Source organism: Actinoplanes teichomyceticus ATCC 31121, assembly GCF_003711105.1.
Classification (GTDB): domain Bacteria; phylum Actinomycetota; class Actinomycetes; order Mycobacteriales; family Micromonosporaceae; genus Actinoplanes; species Actinoplanes teichomyceticus.
On record NZ_CP023865.1, the window covers coordinates 4,592,135 to 4,614,622 of the forward strand.

Annotated in this window: 20 protein-coding genes and 1 pseudogene; 12 read left to right on the top strand and 9 right to left on the bottom strand. The window is 71.4% G+C overall.

The window, feature by feature from the left end; all coding sequences use genetic code 11:
- Positions 1-269: 269 nt before the first annotated feature.
- The 3 genes from ACTEI_RS20285 to ACTEI_RS37175 all read left to right on the top strand — a co-directional run bounded on the left by ACTEI_RS20285 (position 270) and on the right by ACTEI_RS37175 (position 2,658).
- The gene (locus ACTEI_RS20285) at positions 270-1,031 is read left to right on the top strand and encodes a DUF6807 domain-containing protein (protein WP_122979090.1); all 762 of its coding nucleotides are present in this window, start codon (positions 270-272) and stop codon (positions 1,029-1,031) included.
- 242 nt (positions 1,032-1,273) lie between these two features.
- Positions 1,274-1,927, top strand: a complete 654-nt coding sequence (locus tag ACTEI_RS20290; protein ID WP_307837886.1) for a hypothetical protein — start codon at positions 1,274-1,276, stop codon at positions 1,925-1,927.
- Between the two features lie 125 nt (positions 1,928-2,052).
- Complete coding sequence (locus tag ACTEI_RS37175) at positions 2,053-2,658, top strand: hypothetical protein (protein WP_149100714.1); 606 nt, start codon at positions 2,053-2,055, stop codon at positions 2,656-2,658.
- A gap of 702 nt (positions 2,659-3,360) precedes the next feature.
- On the opposite strand, the gene ACTEI_RS20300 is transcribed toward ACTEI_RS37175, so the two are convergent.
- Positions 3,361-4,563: a hypothetical protein gene (locus tag ACTEI_RS20300; protein ID WP_239082451.1), complete on the bottom strand. Its 1,203-nt coding sequence runs from the start codon at positions 4,561-4,563 to the stop codon at positions 3,361-3,363.
- A 317-nt stretch (positions 4,564-4,880) separates the two neighbouring features.
- Between ACTEI_RS20300 and ACTEI_RS20305 the strand changes: the two genes are divergently transcribed.
- Together ACTEI_RS20305 and ACTEI_RS20310 are read left to right on the top strand one after the other, a co-directional pair.
- A complete protein-coding gene (locus tag ACTEI_RS20305) occupies positions 4,881-5,318 on the top strand; it encodes a response regulator (protein WP_122982287.1) in 438 nt (145 codons plus the stop codon).
- Between the two features lie 249 nt (positions 5,319-5,567).
- On the top strand, positions 5,568-6,914 hold the full coding sequence (locus ACTEI_RS20310; protein ID WP_187645957.1) for an FAD-dependent oxidoreductase: 1,347 nt from the start codon (positions 5,568-5,570) through the stop codon (positions 6,912-6,914).
- A 48-nt stretch (positions 6,915-6,962) separates the two neighbouring features.
- On the opposite strand, the gene ACTEI_RS20315 is transcribed toward ACTEI_RS20310, so the two are convergent.
- Positions 6,963-8,207, bottom strand: coding sequence for a saccharopine dehydrogenase family protein (locus tag ACTEI_RS20315; protein WP_122979092.1), 1,245 nt, complete (start codon positions 8,205-8,207; stop codon positions 6,963-6,965).
- Positions 8,208-8,320: 113 nt separating this feature from the next.
- Between ACTEI_RS20315 and ACTEI_RS20320 the strand changes: the two genes are divergently transcribed.
- The 4 genes from ACTEI_RS20320 (at position 8,321) to ACTEI_RS20335 (ending at position 12,748) form a co-directional block, all read left to right on the top strand.
- A complete protein-coding gene (locus ACTEI_RS20320) occupies positions 8,321-9,049 on the top strand; it encodes a TetR/AcrR family transcriptional regulator (RefSeq protein WP_122979093.1) in 729 nt (242 codons plus the stop codon).
- A gap of 43 nt (positions 9,050-9,092) precedes the next feature.
- On the top strand, positions 9,093-9,743 hold the full coding sequence (lipB, locus tag ACTEI_RS20325; RefSeq protein WP_122979094.1) for a lipoyl(octanoyl) transferase LipB: 651 nt from the start codon (positions 9,093-9,095) through the stop codon (positions 9,741-9,743).
- A gap of 109 nt (positions 9,744-9,852) precedes the next feature.
- Positions 9,853-11,757: an acyl-CoA dehydrogenase family protein gene (locus ACTEI_RS20330; protein ID WP_122979095.1), complete on the top strand. Its 1,905-nt coding sequence runs from the start codon at positions 9,853-9,855 to the stop codon at positions 11,755-11,757.
- Positions 11,758-11,878: 121 nt separating this feature from the next.
- Positions 11,879-12,748: a CYTH domain-containing protein gene (locus tag ACTEI_RS20335; protein WP_239082450.1), complete on the top strand. Its 870-nt coding sequence runs from the start codon at positions 11,879-11,881 to the stop codon at positions 12,746-12,748.
- A gap of 109 nt (positions 12,749-12,857) precedes the next feature.
- Here the strand turns inward: ACTEI_RS20335 and ACTEI_RS20340 are convergent, their stop codons facing one another.
- The gene (locus ACTEI_RS20340; RefSeq protein ID WP_122979096.1) at positions 12,858-13,238 is read right to left on the bottom strand and encodes a winged helix-turn-helix transcriptional regulator; all 381 of its coding nucleotides are present in this window, start codon (positions 13,236-13,238) and stop codon (positions 12,858-12,860) included.
- Positions 13,239-13,322: 84 nt separating this feature from the next.
- On the opposite strand from ACTEI_RS20340, the gene ACTEI_RS20345 reads away from it, so the two are divergent.
- The 3 genes from ACTEI_RS20345 (at position 13,323) to ACTEI_RS37185 (ending at position 15,725) form a co-directional block, all read left to right on the top strand.
- Positions 13,323-13,976, top strand: a complete 654-nt coding sequence (locus ACTEI_RS20345) for an NADPH-dependent F420 reductase (RefSeq protein ID WP_122979097.1) — start codon at positions 13,323-13,325, stop codon at positions 13,974-13,976.
- Positions 13,977-14,133: 157 nt separating this feature from the next.
- Positions 14,134-15,222: a cytochrome P450 family protein gene (locus ACTEI_RS20350; protein ID WP_203723691.1), complete on the top strand. Its 1,089-nt coding sequence runs from the start codon at positions 14,134-14,136 to the stop codon at positions 15,220-15,222.
- 50 nt (positions 15,223-15,272) lie between these two features.
- A complete protein-coding gene (locus ACTEI_RS37185) occupies positions 15,273-15,725 on the top strand; it encodes a type 2 periplasmic-binding domain-containing protein (protein ID WP_145831008.1) in 453 nt (150 codons plus the stop codon).
- Between the two features lie 74 nt (positions 15,726-15,799).
- Here the strand turns inward: ACTEI_RS37185 and ACTEI_RS39405 are convergent.
- The 6 genes and pseudogenes from ACTEI_RS39405 to ACTEI_RS20375 form a co-directional block, all read right to left on the bottom strand.
- Positions 15,800-16,010, bottom strand: a pseudogene (locus ACTEI_RS39405) (leucine zipper domain-containing protein); the annotation flags it as partial.
- A 130-nt stretch (positions 16,011-16,140) separates the two neighbouring features.
- Positions 16,141-17,283, bottom strand: a complete 1,143-nt coding sequence (locus ACTEI_RS20360) for a pyridoxal-phosphate dependent enzyme (protein ID WP_122979099.1) — start codon at positions 17,281-17,283, stop codon at positions 16,141-16,143.
- An 891-nt stretch (positions 17,284-18,174) separates the two neighbouring features.
- Positions 18,175-18,906 carry a hypothetical protein gene (locus ACTEI_RS37190; protein ID WP_145831007.1) on the bottom strand — a complete coding sequence of 244 codons (732 nt, stop codon included), beginning with the start codon at positions 18,904-18,906 and terminating at the stop codon, positions 18,175-18,177.
- A gap of 367 nt (positions 18,907-19,273) precedes the next feature.
- Entirely contained in the window at positions 19,274-19,999 is a 726-nt protein-coding gene (locus tag ACTEI_RS20365; protein WP_122979100.1) for a dienelactone hydrolase family protein, read from the bottom strand.
- A 682-nt stretch (positions 20,000-20,681) separates the two neighbouring features.
- Complete coding sequence (locus tag ACTEI_RS20370) at positions 20,682-21,194, bottom strand: RICIN domain-containing protein (RefSeq protein ID WP_122979101.1); 513 nt, start codon at positions 21,192-21,194, stop codon at positions 20,682-20,684.
- A gap of 204 nt (positions 21,195-21,398) precedes the next feature.
- Positions 21,399-22,340: an NAD(P)H-dependent flavin oxidoreductase gene (locus ACTEI_RS20375; RefSeq protein ID WP_122979102.1), complete on the bottom strand. Its 942-nt coding sequence runs from the start codon at positions 22,338-22,340 to the stop codon at positions 21,399-21,401.
- Between the last annotated feature and the right edge of the window lie 148 nt (positions 22,341-22,488).

The following is a 22,488-nucleotide window of genomic DNA, read 5'->3' on the forward strand; positions in this document are numbered from 1 at the left end:
GTTCCTGTCCGGGCCGATGAGGCGCCGCGCCACCCGCCAGCACTACGCAGGGTATCGAAATAACCACTCTGGGTGGGCAAGCTGTTATTCAGCCGTTAGCCCGGCGACCCTTGACGCCCACTCCGGGCCGGGGGTTGACTCTGGGGGATCGTGATTGATCTCGTCGGAATTTGTGCGCTCCACACCGAGTCGGAACCTGCTAGGAGGAGACGCATGCGACCCCCTGCCTCCCGATGGCGCGCGGCCGGAGCCGGCGCGGGAGCACCGGCATGAGCCGGATGCGAGCGGACCTCACGGCCGGCCGATCGGTCACGGTCGCCGCCGGAGACCTCACCCTCTTCATGTACGCCTACGGCGCCCCGCGCCCACACCTGGCCGGCGGTCGGCTCCCCACCCCGGTGACCTGGGCCCCGCCCCACGCCGATCCGGGGGCCGCCCGGCACGTCACGTTCACCGAGCTGTCGGCCACCCCGCAGGCCGCCACGATCGCGCACCACCTGCGCTGGCCCGCGGTGGCCGAATGGCGCTCGCTCACCACCGCGCCGGCCGGCGGCGACACCTGGGTGCTGCTGCTGGAGCACACCGTCACGAACACCTCCGGCGCGCCGCTCCCGCTGGACGGCCCGCCGCTGGCACTGCCGGCGGTCACCGCCCCGGCGGCCGGCCGCGCCGAGTGGCGCGCCGCCCGGGCCGCCGGGTGCACCGTGGTGGTCGTCGACGACAGCGCCAACCTCCAGCACCCCCCGCGCTGGTCGGCCGGGCTCAGCCCGGCGCCGTTCGAGGCCGGGCCGGTGGTGCTGGGCGCCGACCGTACCGTCGCGTTCCGCTACGCCGTGGTCGTCGCCCCGGCCGCGCGGCCCGCCCCGGCGCTCGCCGCCCTGGGCCGCGACGCGCTCACCGGCCCGCCGCCCCCGCGGCGCGGCGAGATCTGCCCGGGCGCGCACCCGCGGCACCGGCCGGTCCGGCCCCGGACGCCCGTGCTCGCCCGCCGCTGCGAGACCCGCGCGGGCGGCGCACCCCCGGGCGTGTGACGCGCACGCGACCGTGTCCCCGCACCGCACAGGGTCACGGTCCGCACGGGGAACCGGGACCCGGACACACCGGAATCCGCACGCCGCGTGGCGGCTCCGGGACGTACGGCTCATGCCGTACGAAATAGGAAGGGTGACGGGAACGTGTGCCTCGCCGCCCTCTAGCATTTGCGGCGGTTGGGCACGCGGTGGAAAGAGGCGACATGCGCTGGCTCCGAGGACTCGGCAGGCGACGGGTGCAAATGGACCCCGTCCGGCAGCAGGAACTCCTGCGGGAGCTGCGGCAACGGTTCGGGCCGCACGCGCCGGGCCGATTCGCCGACCAGGTCCCGGCGGCCGCGACGCTGCTGGAGGGCCTCGATGGGCTGGCGGTGGCGGCCACCGTGCTGCACGAATTCGCCGACGGGGCGTATGCGAACGTTGCCGCGCAGAGCGCCGCGCTGGGCCTGACCGCCGACCGGCGCAACTACCGGCCACTGTGGGAGGCCGCCGGGAAGCGGCTGAAGTCGCCGCTGTTCGCCGCGCCGGCCGGGCTGCATCCGTACGTCCAGGTGGCCGCGGCGGTCACCGTCGTGGGTGGACGGCCCGCCGAGACGGTTCGGGTCCTCGACCCGCTGCCGCTGCTCGCGCACATGTTCGAGGTGCTCGACCTGACCATCGCCGGCTGGGAGTTCGGCCGGGTGCTGGTGGACGTCGACGGCGCCACCCTGGCGGTCAACCTGATCACCGCGGCCACCGCGATCCGCGGCGAGATGTCCGACCCGCCGCCGCTGCCCGCACCCACCCGCGCCCAGATGCGCCGCAACAACAGCGTCAACGTGCTGGACCCCGCGGTCAGCCGGATCGTCGGGCAGTGGAACCCGGGCAAGCAGATGCGCGAGTGCCTGCTGGCCTGACCGGCGCCGGAGTCGCTCCCCGCCGGCTCGCGCACGGGGGGCGCTCCCGCACGGGAGCCGGCCGCCTTTCCTCAAGCCCGGCCGCCGGACGCCGATGTTCGCGGCGTTCGACGGGAGGGAAGGCAATGGCGCAGAACTCAGCGCGGGGTGTTCCGGCGCGCGCCGACGGCTGGCGGCCACAGGACTCCGTGCTCAACGGACTGATCCACAAGTGCGTCGAGGAGGCGTACCGACGCAACTCGGAGGCCGGCAGCATGACCGCGGTCTTCGGCGGCGGCATCGTGCTGCTGGTCCTCGGCGTGATCCTCGCCGCCGGGACCGGCAACCCGCTGCTGGCGGTGCTCGTGGTGGTGGTCCTGGCCGCCGGCGGCCTGTTCTACGCGGGCGTCAACGCCCCGGCGCCCCAGGTGGACCCGCTGCGGATCCTGGACGTGATGGGCGGACCGGGCAACCTGCCCGCCGGCTACCTGGTGTACCCGCCGGCGTGGCGGGCCGGCCTGCCGGAGTACCTGGCGAGGGTGAGCGACCGCCAGCTGGCGGTCGCCGTCCGGCTGTGCCGGGAGCACCCGGGCTCGATCGCCGACCTGCTGCGCCTGGTGATCACCGCCGAACAGCACGCGCACGAGCACGTCTACGGCCGGGCGCTCACCGAGTCGGACGTCTTCCGGGTCGCGCACCGGGCCACCGCCGAGTGGGCCCGCATCGCGCCCGCCACCATGCTCGCGGCCTGACCGCAGTCGCCGGGCCCGGCCCAGCGGGACCCGGCCCAGCGGGACCCGGCCCAGCGGGACCCGGCCCAGCGGGACCCGGCCCAGCGGGACCCGGCCCAGCGGGACCCGGCCCAGCGGGACCCGGCCCAGCGGGACCCGGCGCCCCATGCCCCGTCGATCGCGGCCCGCAGCTGTTTGACGACACCTGCGCGGCGGCCTGCGGGCTCCCTCGGGCGGACCGGGACGAGACCGACCAGGACATCGACGATCGAAAATATGCGCCGGGTGCGGCGACCAGCGACCTATCGACGGGTCCGGTGAGCGTGCCAGGAAATCGATGGGCCGCGACGAGTTCGTCCGTGCACCTCGCCACGGCCACCCGGGCCGGAACCGCGACGAGCCCGTCGCACGGCACCTCGCCACGGCCACCCGAGCCGGAACCGCGACGAGCCCGTCGCACGGCACCTCGCCACGGCCACCCGAGCCGGAACCGCGGCCAGCTCGTCGCACGGCACCTCGCCACGGCCACCCGAGCCGGAACCGCGGCCAGCTCGTCGCACGGCACCCCTGCGCGGTCACCCGAGCCGGGGTCTCCCCGGGCGATCGCCAGCGGGCCGCCGGCCCGCCCGGAGACATCGCACCGGGCGCGGCAGGACGGCCGGTGGGACCGGAACCGGGGCACACCGGCTCGGCCACGGGCAGACCGGGCAGCGGGCGCGACGCTCAGGAGAGCCGGGAGCCGCTGATCCGGGGAGCGCCGGCCCCGAGGTAGAAGATGCCGGGCAGGCCGGGGGTCCCGAAACCGGCGCTCGGGTTCCGCCGCAGCCTGCAGTCGCGCAGGGTCAGCCTGCCGGTGCGGTCGTTGCTGACGAAGAACACCGCGCCGCCGCCCTCGGCCGCCCGGTTGTTCTCGATGATCGTCTGGTCCAGGGTCAGGGTGAACCGGTCGCCGTCGAGGTAGAGGGCGCCGCCGCTGCCCCCGCCGGGTGTGCCGGCGCGCGCCGGGTTCGCACCCCTGCCCACCGCCGAGTTGTCGGCGAAGTAGCTGTTCAGCACGGTCCAGGAGACGCCGATGCTGCTCAGCGCGGCGCCGTTGGAGCACGAGCCGCCGGTGAACGTGCTGCCCACGACATACACCGGGGTGTCGCCGCCCTGGTCGAGCACGCGTAGCGCCGCCCCGCCGAGATCGGGCCCGGTCCGGTCGCACCGGTTGCCGGTGAACCGGGAGTCGATCACCCTGACGTGTCCGCCACGGACGAAAATCGCGCCCCCGCCGCCACCCTCGGTCCGGTCACCGGTGCTGTCGCCGCCGGTGAACGCCATGTTCTGGATGGTCAGGCGGGGCGTGTCCTGATCCTGGCAGTGCGAGGTGGTCCAGCCCTGGGCCCGGTCGCAGGTGTTCATGTAGAGGATCCGGCGCTTGCCGCCGCCGCTGAGCGTGACCCGGTGCCCGCCGTCGAGGACGGTGTCCGCGCTGGCGTTGCGGACCTTCGCGGTCGCCGTCATCGTGATCGTGACCGGCGCGGGTCCGCAGTCGAAGGTGATGACGCCACCGGCCGCGACGGCCCGCACGACCGCCGCGGAGGTGCAGCTCGCCGGGGTGCCGTCGCCGACGGTCCGGTCCGGCCGGCTGGTGTCGGCCGGGCGCGCCGCGGCCGGGACGTCCGCCCGGCCGGCCGGGTTGCCGGGCGCGGGCAGGGTCGTGGGCCGCGCCGGTCGGCCGGGCGACGACGCGGCGGCCCGCGCGGGGGCGGACGTCGCCGCCGGGGAGGGCGCGGCGGAGGTCGTGGCCGGCGCCGCGGACGGCACGGCGCGGGCCGTCGGGGCGACGGCGCCCACCGGTGCGGGGTCGTCGCCACACGCGCCCAGCGAACCCACGATGAGCAGGCTCGTCACCCCGGCAAGCAGTCCCCGTCGAATACGCACCGGGCGATGCTACGGCGCGCCGGGCCCGGTCCGCATGCCCGTCGCGCCCGGCTGTGGACAACCGGCCTGCCGGGGGCATCGCCGGCCACGGCGGCGGGGACCGGGCCGGGACGCCGGGCCGGTGGCGACTCCCGGACCCGCCCGGACACCCGGCACCGGCACCCGGCGACAGGACCCCGAGCCACCCGGACACCCGGCACCGCGCCCCCCGGTGAGCCTGATCCAGGCAGCTCGGCACGCCGATGCCGGACAGGTCACGATCTCACCCGCCGCCTTGCCGACGCTGCCGCCGCACCTATATTTGCGGGATGGCAAACATGGCGACCTCGGATCGCGTACTGAACGTGCTGATCGTCGACGACGACGACGCGGACACGCTGATGATCGAGGAAGCGCTGCTGGCCGCCGCGCCGGCTCCGGCGGTGCACCGGGTGGCCGACGGCAGTGAGGCGATGGACTACCTGCGCCGCCGCGGCGACTACACCGAGGCGGGCCGGCCGGACCTGATCCTGCTGGACCTGAACATGCCGCGGATGAGCGGGCACGAGGTACTCGCCGAGGTGAAGAGCGACGACGCGCTCAAGAGCATCCCGGTGGTGGTGCTCACCACGTCGACCGCCCTGCCGGACATCACCGCGAGCTACACCCGGCACGCCAACGCGTTCGTCACCAAGCCGATGGACCTGGACGGTTTCGAGACCGCGGTCCGGAAGATCAAGTCGTTCTACAACGACGTCGCCATCCTCCCGGACTGACCTCCGGGGCCGGAAAGCGTGAGACGCCTCACGCACCGTAGCGGTAAGGCGAGCCTTACCAAACCCACGACGGCCCGTCTACCAGCGCAAACATGCGCCGAAGGACTCTGGTGGGCTCGGTTGCGCCGCACCCGTCCCGCGAGACGAAACTTGATCTGAACCTAGGTTGAAGTTTTACAGTTCGTGTTCGCCCGGAGGTCGATCTTGGCTGGGCTCAAGTTGTACGCACACGAGCGAGGGAACGCGACCATGGACCGCCCCCTGAGGGTTGCCGTCATCGGAGCCGGGCCGGCCGGCATCTACGCCGCCGACCACCTCATCAAAGCCGACCCGGACGTCACCGTCGACATCCTCGACAAGCTGCCCACCCCCTACGGCCTGATCCGCTACGGCGTGGCGCCCGACCACCCCCGGATCAAGGAGATCGTCACCGCGCTCTTCCGCATCCTGGACAACCCGCGGATCCGGTTCATCGGCAACGTCGCGTACGGCGTCGACGTCAAGCCGGAGGAGCTGAGCCGCTTCTACGACGCGACGATCATCGCCACCGGCGCGGAGAAGGACCGGGCGCTCGACATCCCCGGCATCGACCTGCAGGGCAGCTTCGGCGCCGCGGACTTCGCCTCCTGGTACAACGGCCACCCGGACGTGCCGCGCGACTGGCCGCTGGAGGCCCGCGAGGTCGCCGTCATCGGCGCCGGCAACGTGGCCATCGACGTCGCCCGGATCCTCGCCAAGACCGCCGACGAGCTGCTGGTCACCGAGATCCCGGACAACGTCTACCAGGCGCTCAAGGCCAGCCCGGTCACCGACGTGCACCTGTTCTCCCGGCGCGGCCCGGCACAGGTCAAGTTCACCCCGCAGGAGCTGCGCGAACTGGACCACTCGCCGAACGTCGAGGTGATCGTCCACCCCGAGGGCATCGAGTTCGACGAGGGCAGCCTGCAGGCCATGCGGGAGACCCGGCACGTCAAGATGTGCGTCGACATCCTGCAGAACTGGGCGGTCCGCGACCCGCGCGACCGGCCGCGCCGGCTGCACCTGTACTTCCTGCAGGCGCCGGTGGAGGTGCTCGGCGAGGACGGCCGGGTGGTGGGCCTGCGCACCGAGACGCAGGAGCTGACCGGCGACGGCTGGGTCCGCGGCACCGGCGAGTTCACCGACTGGCCCGTGCAGGCCGTCTACCGCGCCGTCGGCTACCTCAGCACCGCGCTGCCCGACCTGCCGTTCGACACCCGCACCGGCACCATCCCGCACGACGCCGGCCGCATCCTGGACCTCGACGGCGAGCACATCCCGGGCATGTACGTGACCGGCTGGATCAAGCGCGGCCCGGTCGGCCTGATCGGCCACACCAAGGGCGACGCCGGCGAGACGGTGGCCAGCCTGCTCGCGGACGCCGACAAGCTCCAGCAGGCCCCGGCCCACGACCCGGCCGAGGTGCTCGCCTACCTGGAGCAGCGCGGGCTGCCGTACACCACGTGGGCCGGCTGGCAGAAGCTCGACGCCCACGAGATCGCGCTGGGTGAGCCGCACGGCCGCAAGCGGGTCAAGGTCGTTCCCCGCGACGAGATGACCAGCATCTGCAACGGCTGACCGACGCACGCGCGAAGGGCTCTCCGGCACGCCCGGGGGCCTTTCACGTCAGGCGGAGGGAACCGCCTCACGCGCGGCCGACTGCTCGCGGATGCCCCACGGCGATCCGTACGCGGTGAGCAGGTCGAGGAACGGCCGCGCCGGGAACGCCTCTGGCCCGAGCACCCCGGCGCCCGTCCACGCGCCGCCGGCCAGCAGTTCGAGCGCGACGACCGGGTTGATCGCGGTCTGCCAGACCACGGCCTGGCAACCGTACTCGGCCATCGACCACTCGTTGTCGACCACGTGGTAGAGGTAGACCTCGCGTGGCGTGCCGCCCTTCGTCCCGCGGACCCAGGTGCCGGCGCACGTCCTGCCCCGCATCCGCGCCCCCAGCGAGGCCGGGTCGGGCAGGCTGGCCGCGACCACGTCGCGCGGCGAGACCGTCACCGGCCCGTTCGGCCCGGGGACGATCACCCCGTCCGTACGATCGAGGCCGATCTGGTGCAGGGTCCGCAGCGTCCGGATGAACTCCTCGCCCAGGCCGTACTTGAAGGTGACCCGCCGCGCGTCCACCCACCTGGGGATCAGCAGGACCTCCTCGTGCTCCACGTTGACGCACTGGACCGGCCCGATCCCCTCGGGGAAGTCGAACACCTCCGGCTCGCTGAACGGCGCCGTGGTGAACCAGCCGCGACCGGCCTCCCACACCACCGGCGGATTCAGGCACTCCTCGATGGTCGTCCAGATGTTGAACGACGGGGCGAACTCGTAGCCGTCGACGGTCAGGTTCGCGCCGTCGCGCACCCCGATCTCGTCGATCTCGTCGAACAGCTCGTCGGCGGCGTGCCGGGCGAACACATCGGACAGGCCGGGCTCGACTCCCATGCCGACCAGCGCCAGCGCCCCGGCCCGCGCCCAGGCGTCGTGCTGCTCGAACTGGGCGTCGCCGAGCTTGACGCCGGTCTTCTGGTAGGGCAGCTCGGGGTGCGGGCGCGACAGTGACATCGCCATGTCCAGATAGGTCGCGCCGGCCGTCCGCGCCGCCTCGAACAGCGGCATCACGAAACGCGGGTCGGTGGCGTTGAGCAGCACGTCGCAGCCGGTCCGGCGCAGCAGCGCGGTGACGGCGACCGGGTCGGAGGCGTCGACCCGCTCGGCCCGGAACCGGCTGTCACCGACCGTGGAGACCGCCGACCGCGCGCGAGCCGGGTCGTGGTCGGCCACCACCATCTGGTCGAAGAAGGATCGCCGGGCGGCGATCCGGGTGATCGCCGTGCCGACACCGCCTGCGCCGATCAGCAGGACACGCATGGGGAGAGATTCCTTTCCGTCTCGCAACAGGTCTCTTGGGGCCCCGCACTGATCAAACGTGGCGGCCTGGCGTAAGGTCAACTGTGTTGGCATAAGAGAGGCGGAGGGTCCCGATGCCGAAGGCCGTGGTCAGCGAGGAGAAACGTCGCCGCCGGCGCCCCACCCGCAGCGGCACGGTGCTGTCCGAACATCTGATCATCGAGACCGCGCTACGTCTGCTCCGTGAGCACGGCAGCGCCGGGCTCAGCGCCCGCCGGCTGGGCCTCGCGCTCGACTGCGACCCCAGCGCGCTGTACCGGTACTTCCGCGGCATGGACGACCTGACCCTGGCGATCGGCGACACCCTGATCGGCCAGGCGCTGCAGGGCTGGGCGCCGACCGGGGCGTGGCGCGCCGACCTGCGCTCGCTGGGCATGCGCATCCACGGGGCGTACGTGTCGCACCCGCAAGCCGCGGTGCTGACCACCAGCCGGGTCACCGGTCGCGCCAACGAACTGGCCGCCGACGAGGCGGTGCTCGGGGTGCTGCGTACCGCCGGACTGCCGGTCGCCGAGGCGGTCCGGGCGTACCACGCCTTCATCGACCAGACGCTGGCCTTCGCGGCCCTGGACGCCGCCTCACTGGCCCTGCCGAACGCGGCCCTGCGCGCCGAGGACGAGGTGTGGCGCTCCACCTACGCCCACCTGCCCGCGGCCACCCACCCGCACCTCGCCGAAGCCGCTCCCCTGCTGGCCACCGAGATGGTCGACAGCGCCTACCCGGCCGCCCTGGACCTGCTGCTGGACGCCGTCGCCGCCCGCCTCGCCGGGGCCCGGGCGGCCGGGCCGGGCGGCGACAGGTGACCGCCACGGCCGGGCCGGTCGCGGCCTGCAGCAGAATGGCGTCATGCCGCACACCCTCCGGAGTCTTCAGCGCGTCGACCTGGGGCAGGTGGAGTACCACACGGCGATCGAGCGGATGGCCGGCTGGGCCGCCGAGCGCGCCGCCGGCACCGCGCCGGACCGGCTCTTCCTGCTCAGCCACCCACCGGTGATCACCTACGGCCGGCGGACCCCGCCCACGGACCTGCCCCGGGACCTGTCGGCGATCCCCACCGTCCCGGCCGACCGGGGCGGCAACGCCACCTATCACGGCCCCGGCCAGGTCGTCGGTTACCTGGTGATGGACCTGCGCCGGTGGGGGCCGGTCGACGTGGTCCGCTGGCTGGAGCGCGGCCTGGTCGACGCCCTGGACGCGCTCGGCTTCCCCGCACAGCGGCGCGACACCCCGCCCGGCTCGCCGAGTCTGGTCGGGGTGTGGACCCCGGACGGCCGCAAGATCGCCTCGATCGGGATGCGGATCCGCGGCGGCATCACCACGCACGGGTTCGCCCTCAACGTCGATCCGGATCTGGCGGTCTTCGACCGGTTCGTGGCGTGCAGCCTGGACGATGTGGCGATGACCTCGCTCGCCCGGCTGGCCGACGAGCGCGGCGTCCCCGCGCCGGCCGACGCCGAGGTCCGCGACGCGGTCGCCGCACACCTGGGCGCGCGCTGACCGGTGCGGGACGATCCATTGTTGTCGATCATTGCGGAGGGCTACCCCTGGCGTGACGGCCCGGCGTAGCGTGGCGGCGAGGCACGTCCGTCGTCAAAGGGGATGACCGATGACCACGACGCATGGCAAACCGGCAGACGTCTCGGAGAAGCAGGCCCGCCAGGTCGCCGAGGATGCCCGCGAGTCGCAGTGGCGCAAGCCCAGCTTCGGCAAGGAGCTGTTCCTCGGCAGGTTCCAGCTGGAGCTGATCGATCCCTGGCCACAGGCGCCGGAGCGCCCGGACGCCGACGAGTTCCTCGGCCGGCTGCGCGCGTACGCCCGCGACGGTCTGGACGGCGCGCGGATCGAGCGGGAGGCCCGCATCCCCGACGAGGTCTTTCACGAGCTGACCCGGCTCGGCGCGTTCGGCATGAAGATCGACAAGGAGTACGGCGGGCTGGGCCTGTCGAACCTGCACTACTGCAAGGCGCTGACCCTGCTCGGGTCGGTCAGCGCGAGCACCGCCGCGCTGCTGTCGGCGCACCAGTCGATCGGCGTGCCGCAGCCGCTGAAGTTGTTCGGATCCGCCGTACAGAAGCAGACCTTCCTGCCCCGGCTCGCCGCCGGCGAGGTGTCGGCCTTCCTGCTGACCGAGCCGGACGTCGGCTCGGACCCGGCCCGGCTGGGCACCACGGCCGAGCCGGTCGACGGCGGTTTCCGCCTCAACGGGGTGAAGCTGTGGGCGACCAACGGTACGGTCGCCACGCTGCTGGTGGTGATGGCGCGGGTCCCGGAGAAGGGCATCACCGCGTTCGTCGTCGAGGGCGACTCGCCGGGCATCACGATCGAGCGCCGCAACGCGTTCCTCGGGCTGCGCGGCCTGGAGAACAGCGTGACCCGCTTCCACGACGTGTTCGTGCCCGCGGAGAACGTGATCGGCGGGCTCGGCAAGGGCCTGCGGATCGCGCTGACCACGCTGAACACCGGTCGGCTGTCGCTGCCGGCGATGTGTGTCGGCGCGGGCAAGCGGGCCCTCGCGATCGCCCGCGAGTGGTCCGCGGAGCGGGTCCAGTGGGGCCGGCCGGTCGGCACGCACGAGGCGGTGGCCAAGAAGATCGCCTTCATCGCCGCGACGACGTACGCGATGGAGTCGATGCTCGACCTCTGCTGCCTGATCGCCGACGACGCGCGCAACGACATCCGGATCGAGGCCGCCCTGGTCAAGCTGTTCGCCAGCGAGATGGCCTGGCAGATCGCCGACGAGCTGATCCAGATCCGCGGCGGGCGCGGCTACGAGACCGCGGAGTCGCTGCGGGCGCGTGGCGAGCGCGCCACGGAGGCCGAGCAGATCCTGCGCGACCTGCGGATCAACCGGATCTTCGAGGGCTCGACCGAGATCATGCACCTGCTGATCGCCCGGGAGGCGGTCGACGCGCACCTGTCGGTGGCCGGCGACATCATCGACCCGGACGCCGATCTGGCCCGCAAGGCCCGCGCCGGGGCACGGGCCGGGAAGTTCTACGCGCGGTGGCTGCCGGCGCTCGCGGTCGGCCGCGGGCAGAACCCCACCGAGTACGGCCGGTTCGGCCCGCTGGCCGCCCATCTGCGGTACGTCGAACGTGCGTCGCGCAAACTGGCCCGCTCCACCTTCTACGCGATGTCGCGCTGGCAGGGCGGACTGGAACGCAAGCAGGGCTTCCTGGGCCGGATCGTGGACATCGGCGCGGAACTGTTCGCGATGTCGGCGACGTGCGTGCGCGCGCACGCCGAGCGGGAGCACCGGCCGGCCGGGCTGGAGCTGGCCGACCTGTTCTGCCGGCAGGCCCGGTTGCGGACCGAGGCGCTGTTCGCAACGCTGTGGGACAACACCGACGCCCTGGACGTGAAGGCGGCGCGGCGGGTGCTCGACGGGCGGTACGCGTTCCTGGAGGACGGCGTCGTGCACCCGGACACCGACGCGGCGTGGGTGGCGCCCTGGCAGCCGGGCGCGGCGACGGTGGCGGACGTGCGCCGGCGCATCCCTGAGGTGCCATGACGCACCGGGGCACGTCGCCGTCCCCGTCCGGGCCGCCCAGGTCGGGTACGGTTTCGCAAGCATGTTCGAGATTGCGGCGGGTGAAACGGGGGATCCGGCGGGGGTGGGCAAGACGGATCAGGTGGCAGCGGAAGAAGTCTCGTGGCAGGCGGTGTCGCGCAGCCGGCGCCATCGCCGCACCCCCGACGGGGAGCACGACCTGCTGCGCCCGCCCGGCCGGCAGCGTGTCCGCACCACCACGAAGTGGGGGTTCTGGTCCCCGCCGGTGGATCACTCCGGTCGTACCCTGAAGATCACCGAGGAGGCGGACCGGGTCGAGCTGAAGGTCGTCTCGTCCGAGCGGCAGTGCCGCTCGCTGGGCATCGAGTACGACGCGGCCCGCATCCGCCGGGTGTACTTCCTCGACACACCGGACCGGGCGCTGGCCCGGCACGGCCTGATCGTGCGCATCCGGGACATGGACGGCCGCCCCGACGACGCCGTGGTGAAGCTGCGCCCGATGGCGTCGCACCGGGTGCCGAAATGGCTGCGCCGCAAGAACCGGCTGGAGGTGGAGATCGACGCGATGCCCGGGCATCGGGTCTGTTCCGGCTCGTTGAAGGTGCGGCTGGGGCGCGGCACGGTCGCCCGCACGCTCCGCAAGGGTCGCGCACCGGCCAAGCTGCTCGTGCCGGCGCAGCGCCGGCTGCTGGCCGCGTGCGGGCCGGACGGCGTGTCCCTGGACGACCTGATCGTTTTCGGCCCGGTCGAGGTGCGCAAGTACAAGTTCCAGCCGGCCGGGTTCGACCGGCAGCTGTGCGCGGAGCGGTGGGCGTACCCGGACGGCTCGACGATCCTGGAGCTGTCCACCCGCTGCCCGGTCGGCAAGGCGCCGGAGGTGGCCGCCCGCCTGACCGAGGTGCTCGCCGCACACGGCGTCGAACCGGTCGAGCCGCAGCGGACCAAGACCGACATGACGCTGCGCTTCTTCGCCTCCGGGGAGCCGGCCTGACCGCCGGTCGGGCGAGTTCACCCACGCTCAGGACGCGCGGCCCGTTCGCCGCACGCCCTTGACAAGGCCGGGCCGTGCCGCCGCACTGGCGATGGCGGGACATCGGGCGTCAGGTTCGCACCCTCCGCATGCGCTCCTGTGTTTCGACAAGCTCGTCGCCGAATCGGGTCACCCATGCAGCGAGTGCTCGCATCGGGCCGTCGACGAAGGCCCGGCCCAAGGGGGTCAGCGCGTAGTCGACTCGTGGCGGCGCCTCAGCGAACGGCCTTCGCGCGATCAGCCCGTTGGCGATCAACCGGTGGAGGGCCTCGGTGAGGGCCTTGTCGCTGATGCCGCCGATACTCGTCCGCAGCGATCGGCGGCGTCGCGGACCGGAAACGAGAGCACTCAGCACCACCGGATCCCACACGTGCGAGAACAGGTCGGTCGCCATTCGTACTCGGCAGTCCGCCACAAAACCCACGCAGTCATCGACGCTCTCACGAGACATCCAGCCATCGTGACAGGCCCGACGCGTACCGCGTGGTGCGTAACAGCCCGATCGGTTCGTATCGGGCTTCCTAGGGTCTTGGTCATGCGTATCGGAATTCTCGGCACCGGGACCCTCGCCGTCGCTCTCGCCACCGGCTGGGCCCGGACCGGACATGACATCGTCATCGGCGGCCGCTCATTCGAACGGGCGGAGGCGGCGGCGAAAGCATCCGGGGTGCGGGCCCGGCCGCTGTGCGAGGTCGCCGAACACGCCGCCGCCGTGTTGCTGAGCGTGCGATGGGAGGGCGTCGCCGACATCCTCCAGGCGGTCGGCGCACCCGCCGGAGCGCTTGCCGGCAAACCCCTCATCGATCCCACCAACGCGGTCGACCACGGCATCGGCGTGCTGCGGACCGAATCCGGACGCGCGGCCGCACATCGGGTTGCCGAACTCGCACCGGGGGCTCATGTGGTCAAGGCATTCCATCTGTTCCCGTCGACGCATTGGAGCAGCCTGTCGTCTCCAGCGGCGGTGGTGGCGATGTGTGGGGACGACCGGCGGGCGCTCGAGGTCGTCGGCGCTCTGGTCCGCGACATCGGCGGTGTCCCGGCCGTGATCGGTGGGTTGGACCGGGCACGCCAGTTGGAAGAGGTCGCCGGGTTCGTCATCGCGCTCGCATTCGCCGGCATCGACCCCCGGTCGGCCGTTCCTGCGGTGCCTTCTCCGGAGTCGAACGGCGGTGCTCCGCAGTCCTGAACATTCCGGTCCCGCCTCCAGGATGGATTTCCGGCTCCGGTACGGTCCTCGCCCGTCGGAGCTTGGCTGACTACGGTTGCGGGTCATGACTCTGTTCAGCGATGAATATCAGGCCGATCCGCACCCGGCGCTGGCCGAACTACGGCACGCCGGGCCGGTGCACCGGGTGGTGTCGGCGGCCGACGTCTCGTTCTGGCTGGTGACCCGTTGGGCCGAGGCGCGCCAGATCCTGGCCGATCCTTCGCTGTCCAAACGACAGCCGCTCGGCGGGCTGCCGCAAGAGTTGCAGGCTGTACTGTCGAAGCAGCTGCTCCTGCAGGACCCACCGGACCATACCCGCCTGCGTCGACTGGTCTCGGGGGCGTTCACGCCGCGCCGCATCGCGGATCTGCGGCCCCGGATCGAGCAGATCACCGATCGCCTGCTGGACGGGCTCACCGGCGCGCTCGAAGTCGATCTCATCGACGCGCTGGCGTTTCCGCTGCCCTTCGAGGTGATCTGCGAGCTGCTCGGGATCCCGGTCGAGGAGCGCAGATCGTTCCGGGGATGGTCCAACACGATCATCCTCGGTGATCTCGGCAGTACGGACCTGGCCGAGGCCGTACGCGAGCTGAGTGCGTACCTGCGCGGGTTGTTCGCCCGTAAGCGGGCTCGGCCGACCGACGACCTGCTCGGCGCGCTGCTGGCGGTTGACGGTGACCGGCTCGACATGGACGAGTTGATCTCCATGTCGGTCCTGCTGCTGGTCGCCGGTCACGAGACGACGGTCAACCTGATCGGTAACGCGGTGTACCTGCTGGACCGGTGGCCGGAGCAGAAGCGCCGGCTGCTGGATGACCCGGGCCTGGTGCCAGCCGCGATCGAAGAGGTGCTGCGGATGGCCGGCCCGGCCGCCATGAGCACCTACCGGGTGACGACCCAGCCGATCACGGTAGGAGACACGACGATTCCGGCAGGCGAACAGGTGCTGGTCTCTCTGCTGTCGGTCAACCGTGACGGCGATCGGTTCACCGACCCTGACACATTCGAGCCGCTGCGGGCCGACAGTGGTCATCTCTCCTTCGGCCACGGCATCCACTTCTGCCTGGGCGCCCCACTGGCTCGACTGGAGGGGCAGATCGCGATCGGCCGACTGCTGGCGCGCTATCCGGACATCCGGCTCGCCCGGCCGTGGCAGGAACTGCGCTGGCGACCCGGCCTGCTGATGCACGGCCTGGCCACCCTGCCGGTGCGCATGCAGCCGTAGTGCCGGGGGCGGAGACACAGCGGCCCGGCGACCCGGCCGCGCTCCAGCGAGTGTTCACCGTGCTCGCCGACGACGTGGCCATCACGCTCGGGCCCGAGCTGCTGGCTCGGGTGCGCGCCGAGGCGCCCGGGGTGAGCCTGTGTTTCCTCGGCCAGGACGCCACGTCCGAGGGCGTGGCGCAGCCGCGTGACCGCCGGGCCGACCTGGACATCGGAGTCATCGAGGACGCCCACCGGAGATCGTCGTCGAGCCCCTGTTCACCGACCGGATGGCCGCGGCAGGAGAGGGGCACCGCTCGGCGCCGACAGCGCCACCCCGGCCGACCGCAAGGCGAATACGACTTTCCGCCGGATCAAGCAGCGCGCGCCGCCCACAGCCACGGCCTGCCGAGGAGCATCGGATCTGCCGGAGAACGGATGCTCCGGCTCGTCGTTGCTGCCGAGATTCGAGGGGGGATGACGACGACGTCCTACGTGAGGCCCAGGCCGACGGCAGGCACGTGACCGAGGCCCTCGACGCGTTGAGGGCGTGGCTGCCCACGGAGGGACGCCTACGAGCACGGCGGCGTATCCGATGAGGTCCGTAGTCCCCGCGATCGCCGCGGACGGTGCGGGCGGCTGGACCGGTCCGTTGTCGCGGCCGGTCCGTCGCTCGGTACCGGTGGCCCAACGCTTCGCCGTGGTCGCGCTGACCTGGAAGCGCTCGGCGGCCCGGCGCATCGGCCACTTGTCGGGCACGACGCAGCGGGCCACGCGCAGCCTGCCGAGCTCGGACAGCGGGGCGTGCAGTGCCCGCGCGGCGTGAGCAGTCCGGGGCTGTCGCGCAGGTCGATGCCGTCGGCTGCGGCGGCGGCGCTCGTGCCCGGCCGGTCTTGCGTCATGCTGGCGCTCTCCTCGGTGTGCGGTCGTCGGCGTGCGGTCAGGACGGCGAGCCGGCGAACAAGGCCGCCATCTTGTCGGCGGACTTCAGCCCCGAGCCGGTCAGTACGACGACGGTCGTCTGGCCACCGGTGATGGTGCCGTCGGCGATGAAGCGGTCGAGCGCGGCGACCGCCACCGCGCAGGTCGGCTCGGCATACAGGCCCCGGGCCGCGATGGCACGGACCGCGTCGTGGATCTGCTGCTCCGGCACAGCGACGGCCGCACCGCCGCAGCGACGCAGCGCCTCGACGGCCTCCGGCAACCGCACCGGGGTGGCGATGGAGGCCCCCTCAGCGATGGTCGCGACGCGCGGGCCGCGGCTGGCGGGGTCGATGCCGTTGAAAACGTCCGCGATTGTCGCCCAGTGTTCCGGCTGACCGACGAGCAGCCGCGGGAGGCGGTCGATCTGCCCGGCCCTGAGCAGCTCGGAGAAGGCGATGTCGCAGCCGATGATCTGACTGCCGGCACCGGCGACGAGGACCACGTTGTCCGGCGCGGTGAAGCCCAGTCCTTCCCAGATCTCGTAGGCGATCGTCTTGGTGCCCTGGACGAACATCGGGTGCCAGTTGTGGCTGGCGTACGGGATCTGCTCGGACTGCCGGACGGCCTCGGCTCCGACCTCGTCCCGGGTGCCTTCGACGAGCTCGATCTCGGCCCCGAAGGCCCGTGCCTGCAGGATCTTCGGAGCGCTCGTGGCCGCCGGGACGATGATCTTAGCGCGGATCCCGGCCGCCGCGGCGTAGGCGGCCACCGCGGCGCCGCCGTTGCCCGAGCTGTCCTCGAGCACGCGGTCCGCGCCCTGCGAGCGCAGGTGCGACACCATGATCGAGACGCCGCGGTCCTTGAAGCTGGATGTCGGGTTGAGCCACTCGAGCTTGACGTGGACCCGGTGCTCGCCCCAGCTGAGCGGGACCATCGGCGTGAGTCCCTCTCCGAGCGACACCCGGTGCCCAGGATCGACGGGGAGCACCGCCTGGTACCGCCACAGCGAGCGCTCCGTCTGCACGATCCGGTCCGGGGTGAGGCCGGGCAGCGGGGACAGGGCCAGAGGACCCTCGTCGTCACCCCGCCAGCGACGGTCGCTGAGCGGGTAGCTGCGCCCACTCCTGTCCACCAGCACGGGTGCAACCTCTGCCTGCATGACCCTTCCCCTTTCTCGAACACGGCGCGCCGGCTCGCGTCAGCGCAGGTCCGCACGCCACTTCCCATCGGTCTGCAGACCGGCCGGAGCCGGCGGCGTCATGGCGCTCAGGCCACCAGCTGTCGGCGTACGGGTTCCAGTACAGAGGCGGGTACACCAGCTGTGCAGAGGTTCGGGGACGCCGGGCGGTCGGGACGCCGCACGCCGGTGAGCCCGGCACCCTACGTCCACCGCTCACGATGAGTAATCGGTGGTCCAGGACGCCGCCCGATTCGCGGCAGAAGAGGATGCTTACCTGTTGAGTCGTCCCCCACCCTCCTGTTCCATCAGCCGCCGTTCGAACCAATAGTCCGAGGTGCTGTGGGGGTCGGGCAGAGTCCGAGCGGCATACCAGCGGTCGATCCGGGCGAGGGGCGTTCGCAACAATGCCCTCTCGCGGCGGGGAAGGTCTGCCATGAGTTCCGCTAGTAGCCACCGCGCGCCGATGGGATCGCAGTACGGACAGGAACAGACTGGCACCGGAAGACACAAGGGGTACCCAGGCTCGCGAGTGACGCGACTCCACGCCTCAAGGAGTTCGGCGCTACGACCAGGACACCAGCCCTGAGACTGTTCAGCGGTAGCAAGCCGACGTGTTGCCGCCTCCGACAGGCCCGGAATCCTCGCGGGCGGACGAGAGGTGGCGAGCGGGGGATCCACCAGCTTCCTGAGCTGGTTGGGACGCTTACGCGGCACGAGCCTTTCGGATCATGTTCATGTGGCCATCGTTCCGGCGTACGGGTTCCCGCGCAAGACATAGAAACCACTGTCACAGCAAGACTGCGGAACGTCGGCCACATCACCGACGGCTTGAGCATGCTGATCTCCACGCCATCCACTCATCGGCTCAGTTCAAGGCAACAACTTGCGCAGTAAACGGCCCAAGTACGTCGTCCGGGTTGGCGATATATGGCGATTCGGAACACGCTCGGCGGTATCCGGGAACATCTCCAAAGCGGTTATCGCTGCCATCGTCGGGTCTCGGTGCGGGACTCCGATATACCACCAACGACCCCAGCGCTCGAAGACGAACTCCCATCGATGTTCCGTGATGGAGCTGCGAAGTTCGACGACTGGTTCGGACAACTTCGCGCCGCAGGCATGCAGCGTCGAGTTCAGATGGGCCGCATAGTATGCGACGACGCGCGCCTCGTCGAGGCTCAGCGGCTCAGGCGGCGCGCCGGCGATTTGGCGTCTCCTGTAGGAGATCGCAGCGGCCTTGATCGCGTCCCAGGCCGCGTTTCCCAACACGCCTGACGCAAGAATGTTCGCAAGCCATTGGCCATAGGTAATAAGATCGACCGCAGATCCTCGAGCCTTGACACGCACCATGTCTTGCGGGCGATCCGGTGATGTTCTGGCTACAGATATCTCGGCAGCGATCTCGTCGTTGTACACAATAGGCGGGTCCGAGTGCAGCGTCTCGGACGCGTCGTGCCGCCTATCCCCGGCCGACGGTGCGCCAAGCAGATCCTGCACGAATCCTGCCATGAATGCTTCATAGGTTCGCGCATGTTCCATGCACCTATCGAGCTGAGCCTCGGTCGATTCGTTCAGCGGAGACAGCGGGCCAGCATGATCCATGGAAACAAATGCTATAGCTTGGTGGCAACCGCGAAACCTGGCGTCACCCGCTCAGTCCCGATTCCGCGCCTCGCGACTCCGCCTAATTGGGGGGAGTCATGCGAATCGCAGATTAGAGTGATATGTCGGCTTGCGTGGAATATCCTCTTCCGCCGCAGAGAACGCGCGCTGGTCCCGTCGCTGCCAGCGCCCAGGCCGGCACACACCGCAGTCATCCTTGATGACGCGGCGCCCTCGTCTACGGCAACGTCGGGGTGGAGCGGGAGGTTGGACGGCAAGGTCAGTGGCTGTCTCGCAACCTGTTTCCGCAGCCGGCCGGTAACGGTTCGGCCTGGTCGGCGGGCTGGAATTACGGTGGCTGACCAGATCACTGCGTCACGGGCAGGCACTCGGCGAGAAGGCCGACGACGTCGCGCCAGGCCCGCTGCGCGTGCCGTGGGTGGTAGCCGACGCCCGGGAGCACGGGCTGGTCGACCGGCGGGTGATGGAAGGCGTGCAAGGCGCCGCCGTAGACAACGAGGCGCCAGTCGACGCCCGCGGCCTGCATCTCGGCGGTGAACGCCTCCCGTTGCGCGGGCGGCATGATCGGGTCTTCCGACCCGACCCCGGCCCACACCGGGCAGCGGATGCGCGCCGCCTCGCCCGGTCGGCCCGTGGTCAGTGCGTTGACTGTCCCGATCGCGCGCAGGTCGACGCCGTCGCGCCCGAGTTCCAGCCCGATGGCGCCTCCGGTGCCGTAGCCGACGGCGGCGATCCGGTCGGGGTCGGTCCGCGGTTCGGCACGCAACACGTCGAGCGCCGCGTGGCCGATGCCCCGCATCCGGTCGGGGTCGGCGAGCAGCGGCAGGCAACGGGCCAGCATCTCGTCGGGGTCGCCCAGATAGCGCCCGCCGTGGATGTCGAAGGCCAGCGCTACGTATCCCAGTTCGGCGAGAGCATCGGCCCGGCGGCGCTCGACGCTGCCAAGCCCCGGGCCCTCCGGTCCGAGCAGCACCGCGGGCCGGCGGTCGACGCCGGCCGGGATCGCGAGGTGCCCGATCATCGTCAGGCCGTCGGCCGGGTACTCGACCGTGCGCCTGCTAATCGCCGTCATGAGACCGGACTGTAGTGATCGTCGAGCCCGGCCGGGCCGGTGTTCTCCCACCGGCAGAACAGCGCGGGTGTGCCTTGCAGATGCGGCGATGGCTCACCAGACCCGTCACCAACCCCGTTCCCGTCAGCGTGGTCCTTCCTCCTTCAGCGATGACGGGCCGGCTGTCAGGGGCCGTGCCCCGTTCGACGTGCCGGAAGAGGAGGTCGCCGTTTCCCGGCGGCACCGGGCATGGTCGGGCCCGTCGAAGCCCGGCAGCCCGGCGGCGAGGGCCGCTTTGCGGCAAGCGCGCTCCGGTACCGGACGCAGGTCGCGCCCCGGCCGTGATGGACGTCGTGGTCGGCGCGGGTGAGCAGCCGCTCGACGGCCGGGTCGTTGATCGCGCCGGTGTTCGCTTCGCCGGCGTACGGCGGGGTCACTTCGGTGGCCAGAGGGCCGTACTGCAGCGCTGCGGCGACCAGGCCGCGGGCGGCGCCCGATGAAGTACGCCAGCGTGCGACGGAACCGGCGGGCGTGCAGCCGCCCGGCCGGGTCGGCGGGGATCGGTGCCGTGCCGTCCCGCGGGGCGAAGGTTGATCGACCCGGGTGACAAGGGCGGTGACGTCTCGGCGATGTGGTGCCCGGTGCGCGCGTACGCCGCGGCGGTGCGCGCCGGTTGTGCTCGCCGTACCGCGGACCCGGCGATTCACACCTGATACCACGTCCAGTAATCCGGTTCGGACACGCAGGTGTCCATGAACAATCCGACGCCGTTGGTGCCGCCGCTCGGGGTGAAGCAGTTGGTGAACGCGGGCAGATAACGTGGTTGGATCGTGTAGTAGTCGCGGCCGCCGCTGCTCGTCATCAGATGCATGGCCCAATGGGTGGCCCAGTTGCCGTCACACGGCAGGTTGTAGATCGGCGAAAATCCCGCGGTGCCGTTGCTTCCCAGGCAGAGCCCCGTCTTCACGTTCCGCATCCGCCAGTAGCCCTCGATGGGCTCGAAGTAGAAGTACTGGTTGGTGGCCCGCACGCAACTCCAGATGTAGGCCTGTCCACCCGCCCCGCTGTTGCCGTCGGCACACCTACCCGCGTAGTAGTAGTTCTCGATCCGCCAACGCACGGCCGCCTGTGCCGCCTGCGGAGGCTGCACAAGAACAGCGATCGTCGCGATGACCGTCATTGCCGCCCACTTGCGCAGCTTCGACCATGAATTCATTCTTGTCACCCCGCTCAGCGGTCATCATCACTTCGCAAGGGAAAGTATCAGGGCACGATATCGGCCATCATGGATCTGTCGTTGATTCGCCTGTTGCGAGGTCGATTTTCTCGCCGGGCACCTGGCGCGGGAGAGGTCCGGTAGCGGCATCGGCGCGTCGTGAGCCGGGGTTCAGGCCCCCGCGATCCCGGGTCCGGCGCCGGCTCAGGCGGACGCCAGGGCGCGGCGGGCGTCCTCGTACTCGGCCCGGAGCCGGGCGATCAGCTCGGCGGCCGGGCGGACCGCGTCGATCACGCCGATGCCCTGCCCGGCGCCCCAGATGTCGCGCCACGCCTTGGTGTCCGTGGCGGCGCCGAAGTTCATCGCGGACGGGTCGGAGACCGGCAGATCGTCCGGGTCGAGCCCGGCGGCCTCGATGCTGCCGCGCAGGTAATTGCCGTGCACGCCGGTGAACAGGTTGCTGTAGACGATGTCCTTCGCGCTGCTCTCCACGATCATCCGCTGGTAGGCGGGGGCGACGGTGGCTTCGGCCGCGGCGAGGAAGGCGCTTCCCACGTACGCCAGATCGGCGCCCGCCGCCTGCGCCGCGAGGACGGCGCGGCCGTGCGCGATGGCCCCGGAGAGCACGAGCGGCCCGTCGAACCACGCGCGGATCTCCTGCAGCAGCGCGAACGGCGACTGCGTCCCGGCGTGCCCACCGGCCCCGGCGGCGACCGCGATGATCCCGTCGGCGCCCTTCTCGATCGCCTTGCGGGCGAACTCGTTGCTGATCACGTCGTGCAGGACGATCCCGCCGTACGAGTGCACGGCGTCGTTGATCTCCGGCCGCGCGCCGAGCGAGGTGATCACGATCGGCACCCGGTGCTCCATGATCACGGCCATGTCCTGCTCGAGGCGCTTGTTGGAGCGGTGCACGATCTGGTTGACCGCGAACGGGGCCGCGCCGGGGCAGGCCGCGGTCTCCGCCTCGATGCGCTCCAACCACTCGCCGAGCAGCCCGGCCGGGCGGGCGTTGAGCGCGGGGAACGAGCCGACGACGCCGGCCCGGCACTGGGCGATGACCAGGTCGGGTCCCGAGCACAGGAACATCGGGGACGCGATCACCGGGATCGACAGCGTGCCGTCGAGCAGAGCGGGCAGGGCCATGGCGGGTCCTTCCTCGTCGAAGTGCGCCGATGCTATGCCGACGCCGCTCCGATATGCAACTAGTTGCAGGGTCGGGCGTTTGCAAGTCGGCATCAGCTTCCTGAAGAGCCCCTAATGAATCGTTGACTGTCAATCAAACATTGGTTCC